The following is a 6110-nucleotide window of genomic DNA, read 5'->3' on the forward strand; positions in this document are numbered from 1 at the left end:
ATAAATAGAAAGGAAGATGGAAAAATGAAAGAAAGAACGATTTTAACTACAAGCAATCGCGGCTTACTTGAGGACTCTTTTCCGTTTAGATTGTATCAAAAGGCAAAAAAACATGGAGTTTGGAATCCGAATGATATTGATTTTTCTCAGGATGCAAAAGATTGGAAGACACTAACGGCTGAACAGCAACAGGATATTTTGCGGTTAATCTCTCAGTTTCAAGCTGGGGAAGAAGCGGTAACACTTGATTTGCTTCCATTAATTATGACGATTGCAAAAGAAGGAAGACTTGAGGAAGAAATGTTTTTGACCACCTTTCTTTTTGAGGAAGCAAAACATACTGAGTTTTTTCGAAAGGTGTTAAATGCAATTGGAGAAAAAGGCGACTTAGCTCATTTTCATTCAGGCACATATAAGACAATTTTTTATAAAATCTTACCGGAAACGATGAGTAGATTAGAAACAGATCAATCACCGGAAGCAATTGCGGAAGCAGCAACGGTGTATAACATGTTTGTGGAAGGCGTAATGGCGGAAACAGGTTATTACTCCTTCTATCAATCATTAGAAGAACTCAAGTTAATGCCCGGTTTACTTAAGGGAATTGAATTGTTAAAGCGAGATGAATCAAGACATATCGCGTATGGAACCTTTTTGCTTCAGCGCTTAATTTGTGAGCATCCACATTTATTTGAAGTGGTAGAAGCGAAAATGCAAGAACTCGCCCCGTTAGCCATCAAAATCAATCAGGAAGGGTTTGCTGGTAGAGATGTAAGTGAATTCGGTCATGAATTGGAAACCACAATGAATTTTACGATGAAGCAACTCTCAGTCAGAATGGAAATTCTCTCGCGTGCTCGTGGAAAGAAAATTGAGGAAATTTACCGGGTTTCAGATACAGAGATGGGAGTTCTATAAGTTTTTGAGAATGATAGAGATAAACATAATTAGAAAAAGAGGAGGAATATAAATGACAGTTCAAACGGATGTACAAACTTTTCCTTTATATATTAACGGGCAATGGCAGCCAGCAAGTAACAATGAGACTTTTGATGTCATAAATCCAGCAACAGGTCAATTAGTAGCTAAAGTGGCAAAAGGAACGGCTGAGGATGTAAACAAAGCAGTGCATGCTGCAAGGGAAGCTTTTGACAATAGCGATTGGAGAAATATGAGCCCGAAGGAGCGGGCCAATATACTTTATCAGATTTCTTATGCGATTAGCGAACACGCTGATGAGCTTGCATATCTTGAAGCAATTAGTTCTGGAGGCACTGTTCGGAGAATCGGAGGAAATGACATTCTTCAGATGGTTGATTTATTTCAAACATTGGCAAAGTTTGTTCTGGAATATGAGTTTTCAGAGACGCTTCCATCGCCTCCCTTTCCAGGACCAGCTCATAATTTCATTTGGCGTGAACCAATAGGTGTTTGTGCAGCCATCACTCCATGGAACTTACCAATGGTGATTGCAACTTGGAAAATTGCGCCCGCACTTGCGATGGGAAATACCATTGTCGTAAAACCAGCAAGCTATACGCCGTTATCAACATTGAAGCTAGCTGAAATCATTTCTGAAGTTGTTCCTCCGGGCGTCATCAATGTTGTCACAGGCTCGGGAGCAGAAGCGGGGGAGGCTTTAATTAAACATCCTAACGTTGATAAGGTAGCTTTTACAGGATCTACTGAGGTTGGGCGTAGGGTCATGGAACTATCTGCAGGAACGATTAAAAATACAACTTTGGAACTGGGTGGAAAATCACCAAATATTATTCTTGAAGATGCTGATTTATCAATTGCGCTTCCTGGAAGTTTATTTGGGGTTTTCCTACACTCTGGACAGCTATGCGAATCAGGAACTAGATTGTTTGTACCTGATCAACTTCACGATGTGATTGTGGAACAACTTGTTCACCTTGCGAGTAAAATTAAACCGGGAAATCCGTTGGACCCTAACACTGATGTTGGACCAGTAATCTCAAAGAAACAAAAGGAAACAATCCTTTCGTATATTGAAGCAGGTAAACAAGAAGGAGCTACTTTGGTATGTGGTGGAAAAGAGATAAAAGTTCCAGGCTGCGAAGACGGACATTTTATAGAGCCGACGATTTTTACCAACGTCACGAATGATATGAAAATTGCCCGTGAAGAAATCTTTGGACCAGTTTTGTCAGTGATTCGTTATTCGGAAGTGGATGAAGCGATTAAAATGGCAAATGACAGTATCTACGGCCTTGCTGCTGGAGTCTGGACGAAGGATGTTAATAATGCCTATGATATTGCGCGGAAACTTCAGGCTGGAGTTGTGTGGATCAATGATTGGCATATGCTTCGCAATGATGCACCTTTTGGAGGCTATAAACAAAGCGGAATTGGCAGGGAAATGGGGAAGCACTCATTAGATGCTTATACTCAAGTCAAACATGTTCACACTTCCATGGTACCCGAACTACATCGTCGGAATTGGTATGGACTTCTTTTTTCTGAGAAGTAATTGGAAAACTTGAAAAAAATTTAAGGATGAGGTGAAGGAGATGCAAACAAGAACGATGTCGGAGTTTATGTTACGGTCAGCCATCTATAGTGGCTCGAATACGAGAGCCATTGTGCCCAACTTATTTAAAGGTCTCGGGGCTAAGCGTGTCCTCTTATTAAGTGATCGGGGTCTTGAATCGGCGGGAATTGTTAAAAAAGTAGCAGAAATTTTCAGGTTAACTCCTCAAGGTTCTGGCCCAGAGTTAGTGGGGATATTCTTAGATATTGCACAGGATGCAGAGAGTAACAGTGTTAATGCTGCAGCTCGGTATGCAAGAGAAATAGCTGCAGATGGGTTATTGGCTGTTGGAGGCGGAAGTGTCCTCGATACGGTAAAGGGAGTTAAATATGCACTTCACCATGGACTTTCGGATATCAAGGAAGCCATTCCAGGTGGTTTTGTTATGGAACAGTTTCCAAAGGCTAATTATATCCCAATCCCACATATAGCAATTCCGACAACAGCGGGAACTGGTTCAGAGGTTTCGCCGATTGCAGTTATCTTTAATGAGGATATCCAAATGAAGACAAATATCATTAATCCATTCCTCTCCGCAGATATGGCAGTCCTTGACCCTGATTTAACAGTTGGTCTTCCTCCATCCATTACAGCGTTTACCGGTTTTGATGCCTTAACGCATGCAATTGAAGCATTTGCTTCACCAACGGCTACAGCAATAACGGATGCTCATGCACTTCAAGCCATTAGATTAATCGAAAAGAACTTACCAGAAGTTGTCACAAATGGTGAAAACGTTGATGCCAGAATGGAAATGCTTCAAGCGAGTTTAATGGGGATCACAGCATTTAGTTTTGCGTTAAATGCGATACCAGTTCACAATTTTGCACACGCATACGGTGCATTGTTTCGTATCCCTCATGGACTAGCGAATGCTGTATTTTTACCTATTGTGATGGAGTCGATTCCACAGCTTTATTTACCTAAAATAAGAGAACTAGCAGAAGCTTTAAGAGTAGAGGTTTCAACGAATGACAACCAAGAGACCATTCTCGAGAAAACGGTTGAAAAGATCCGGTTGTTACAGCAGAAAACAGGTTTACCTATTGATTTTGCTTCATACAACTTAACTGATGAGGATTTAGTAAGAACGATTCCAGCTGTCAGCAAAGATCCAGCATCCATTAACCTTCCAATGCCTAAAGAGCTGATTGAAGCAATTGGGAGGCGTGTGGTTCCAACAAAAGTTATAAATTAGAAAAATAATTGATTATAGCAAAAGAGGTGGATAACTGCACCTCTTTTTTTCCTTTGTCATCAATTAGTTGAAAGTTTTTGTCTAAAAATTGAACATTTTTATTGATATTCGATTTCTCCTGCAGTAAGATAAACTTAATAGGAAAATTTTAGTATAGGGGCTGAATGAAATGGTTCGGATGTCGATTGCTGGTGTTGCAGGATTTATCCTTGTTTTCATCGAGTCATATATTGTAATGCAATTTAAGGGATACCAAACCATTGAATTTGGCGGTATATCCCCATTTGTTAGTGTGTGGGCTATGAACTTCTTCCTTCTATTTACAATGTTTACACAGTTGAAAAACTGGTATCTTGAGAGAGAAGAATCGGAAGATAGCTATAGTGAGAGATATTAATAGTATTAATACCAAATATATTTAGGATGCCTTTTCTTCAAAGAGGCATCCTTTGTTGTGTAGATAGTCCCTAGTCATTGACATCTTTTTCAGCATCCTCTGCGGCCGCACGAAGTTCTGCATAAAATAGGTTTTCATTACAAATTAAGCTATGCTCGCTATCTGAGCCCTTGGGAGGAAGGACAATATCCTTAAAATCTTTTCCTTTTTCCTGCATTCTTTCCCCTCCTTTTAAAATTAGTGTCTCCTTTTTTAGAAAGAATACCCATGTTTATGGTTGAACATAGTTGCCGAGGAAATACTAGAAATAAGAGGAGGAGCGCTGTGGAACCTAAAATATTGCAAGAATTATTCGATGAATCAGGTTGGTCAACCATTTATGAAAAACATCAGTACAAGTTATGGTTGACTGGAATTGATGATGAATTATCTGAGGAAATGTTAAGGGCTTATTTTGATGCTTATTCTTATGAGGACGCAGAAGCAATCTGTTTTGATGAACTTCTTATTCAGTTAAAGACATTTAAATACATTTATGAAAAAAATGACTTAAAGCTTTATCCGTGGTGATAAGATTAGGTACTTGAGATGAGGTGAGGGCATGAAGGAGATTGGTGATCATCTACAAAAAAATTTAGACATCGTTTTTATCGGATTTAATCCAAGTATACGCTCGGGGGAAACAGGTCATCATTATGCCAATCCGAATAATCGTTTTTGGAAAGTTATTCATGAGGCAGGACTTACACCGCGGCGATATCGAGCAGAAGAGGATTCTAAGCTTTTGGAGCTAGGTTATGGTCTTACCAATATAGTCTCACGACCAACAAAAGCCGCGGACGAGATAACAAAGGATGAATACCGACTAGGTAGAGAAGAGTTAAGAGCGAAACTAGCTCATTACCGACCAAAGATTGCCTGTTTTGTTGGAAAAGGAGTTTATCAAGAATACAGTGGTAAAAGAAAGAGCGAATGGGGCGTACAGAAGGAATCCATGATTGGTGGGATAGTTGATTTTGTTGCACCTTCTTCAAGTGGACTTGTCCGGATGAAAGTGGAACATATTGTGGACATCTATCGTGGGCTAGTCGAGTTAAAAGAGGCTGTACAATAAAATACTGCGGAAGAAATAAAAAAACTAGTGTTCATCATACACTAGTAACATGCACTCAGTATGACCTGCTTATGCAGGGCTCCTTCCGTCCGTACAGTGGTTAAGTGTCCCGCAACGAGCGAAAGATCGGAAGGAGCATTTTTATTTTAACATATTTCTACCTTAAATATACACCCTAAGTTTAAAGGACAAGTCCTTTTATTTTTTTGTAGAAAAATGTTATGATATCTAATGATTTGAAAATAAGGAGTTGTTTTACATGGCGAAAAAAGGTTACATACAAATGCAAAGTGGAGATAAAATTGAATTTGAATTATATCCAAATGAGGCTCCAGGAACAGTTGAAAACTTTGAAAAGCTTGCAAAAGAAGGCTTCTATGATGGATTGACTTTCCACCGGGTAATTCCTGGATTTGTTTCTCAAGGGGGATGCCCTCATGGTACAGGTACTGGTGGACCAGGTTATACAATTAAATGTGAAACAGAAGGAAATCCTCATAAGCATGAAGCAGGTGCATTATCAATGGCACATGCTGGAAAAGACACTGGCGGAAGCCAATTCTTCATTGTTCACGAGCCGCAACCACATTTGAACGGCGTTCATACTGTGTTTGGTAAAGTGACTTCAGGATTGGAAGCTGCAAAAGCAATGAGAAACGGCGATGTAATGGAGAAAGTTGTTATTGAAGATTAATGAATGAAATCCCTCTTTTTGAGGGATTTTTTGTGCGACGGGCAGTCGCATTGAGTGTTGACTGAAGTCAACACTCTTCTTGCATTTTCGGACAGAGACGTCATTTCGATGAAACGACTGAAAGAAGAAAATGTAATAGAATCCCAGATGGTG

General features: G+C 39.7%; 8 protein-coding genes. 7 read left to right on the plus strand and 1 reads right to left on the minus strand.

Annotated elements, in window-relative coordinates; all coding sequences use genetic code 11:
• The 4 genes from M3182_RS20635 (at position 1) to M3182_RS20650 (ending at position 4149) form a co-directional block, all read left to right on the plus strand.
• A complete protein-coding gene (locus tag M3182_RS20635) occupies positions 1–918 on the plus strand; it encodes a R2-like ligand-binding oxidase (RefSeq protein WP_349774435.1) in 918 nt (305 codons plus the stop codon).
• A gap of 52 nt (positions 919–970) precedes the next feature.
• Entirely contained in the window at positions 971–2494 is a 1524-nt protein-coding gene (locus tag M3182_RS20640) for an aldehyde dehydrogenase family protein (RefSeq protein WP_251559840.1), read from the plus strand.
• A 40-nt stretch (positions 2495–2534) separates the two neighbouring features.
• Complete coding sequence (locus tag M3182_RS20645; RefSeq protein ID WP_251559841.1) at positions 2535–3752, plus strand: iron-containing alcohol dehydrogenase; 1218 nt, start codon at positions 2535–2537, stop codon at positions 3750–3752.
• 169 nt (positions 3753–3921) lie between these two features.
• On the plus strand, positions 3922–4149 hold the full coding sequence (locus M3182_RS20650) for a hypothetical protein (protein WP_251426895.1): 228 nt from the start codon (positions 3922–3924) through the stop codon (positions 4147–4149).
• 70 nt (positions 4150–4219) lie between these two features.
• Here M3182_RS20650 and M3182_RS20655 read toward each other — a convergent pair whose 3' ends face one another.
• Positions 4220–4366, minus strand: a complete 147-nt coding sequence (locus M3182_RS20655; protein WP_251426898.1) for a hypothetical protein — start codon at positions 4364–4366, stop codon at positions 4220–4222.
• A gap of 107 nt (positions 4367–4473) precedes the next feature.
• On the opposite strand from M3182_RS20655, the gene M3182_RS20660 reads away from it, so the two are divergent.
• From M3182_RS20660 to M3182_RS20670, 3 genes are all read left to right on the plus strand, one after another.
• A complete protein-coding gene (locus M3182_RS20660; protein ID WP_251559842.1) occupies positions 4474–4719 on the plus strand; it encodes a hypothetical protein in 246 nt (81 codons plus the stop codon).
• A gap of 31 nt (positions 4720–4750) precedes the next feature.
• Complete coding sequence (gene mug, locus M3182_RS20665; protein WP_251426905.1) at positions 4751–5263, plus strand: G/U mismatch-specific DNA glycosylase; 513 nt, start codon at positions 4751–4753, stop codon at positions 5261–5263.
• Positions 5264–5522: 259 nt separating this feature from the next.
• Positions 5523–5957: a peptidylprolyl isomerase gene (locus M3182_RS20670; protein ID WP_251426908.1), complete on the plus strand. Its 435-nt coding sequence runs from the start codon at positions 5523–5525 to the stop codon at positions 5955–5957.
• Positions 5958–6110: the final 153 nt, after the last annotated feature.

It is taken from the genome of Mesobacillus maritimus (assembly GCF_023715205.1).
GTDB lineage: Bacteria > Bacillota > Bacilli > Bacillales > Cytobacillaceae > Mesobacillus_B > Mesobacillus_B maritimus_C.

Coding starts and splice junctions, on each gene's coding strand:
- M3182_RS20670 (WP_251426908.1), top strand. CDS start 5,523: ATGGCGAAAAAAGGTTACATACAAATGCAAAGTGGAGATAAAATTGAA.
- M3182_RS20650 (WP_251426895.1), top strand. CDS start 3,922: ATGGTTCGGATGTCGATTGCTGGTGTTGCAGGATTTATCCTTGTTTTC.
- M3182_RS20640 (WP_251559840.1), top strand. CDS start 971: ATGACAGTTCAAACGGATGTACAAACTTTTCCTTTATATATTAACGGG.
- M3182_RS20655 (WP_251426898.1), bottom strand. CDS start 4,366: ATGCAGGAAAAAGGAAAAGATTTTAAGGATATTGTCCTTCCTCCCAAG.
- mug (WP_251426905.1), top strand. CDS start 4,751: ATGAAGGAGATTGGTGATCATCTACAAAAAAATTTAGACATCGTTTTT.
- M3182_RS20645 (WP_251559841.1), top strand. CDS start 2,535: ATGCAAACAAGAACGATGTCGGAGTTTATGTTACGGTCAGCCATCTAT.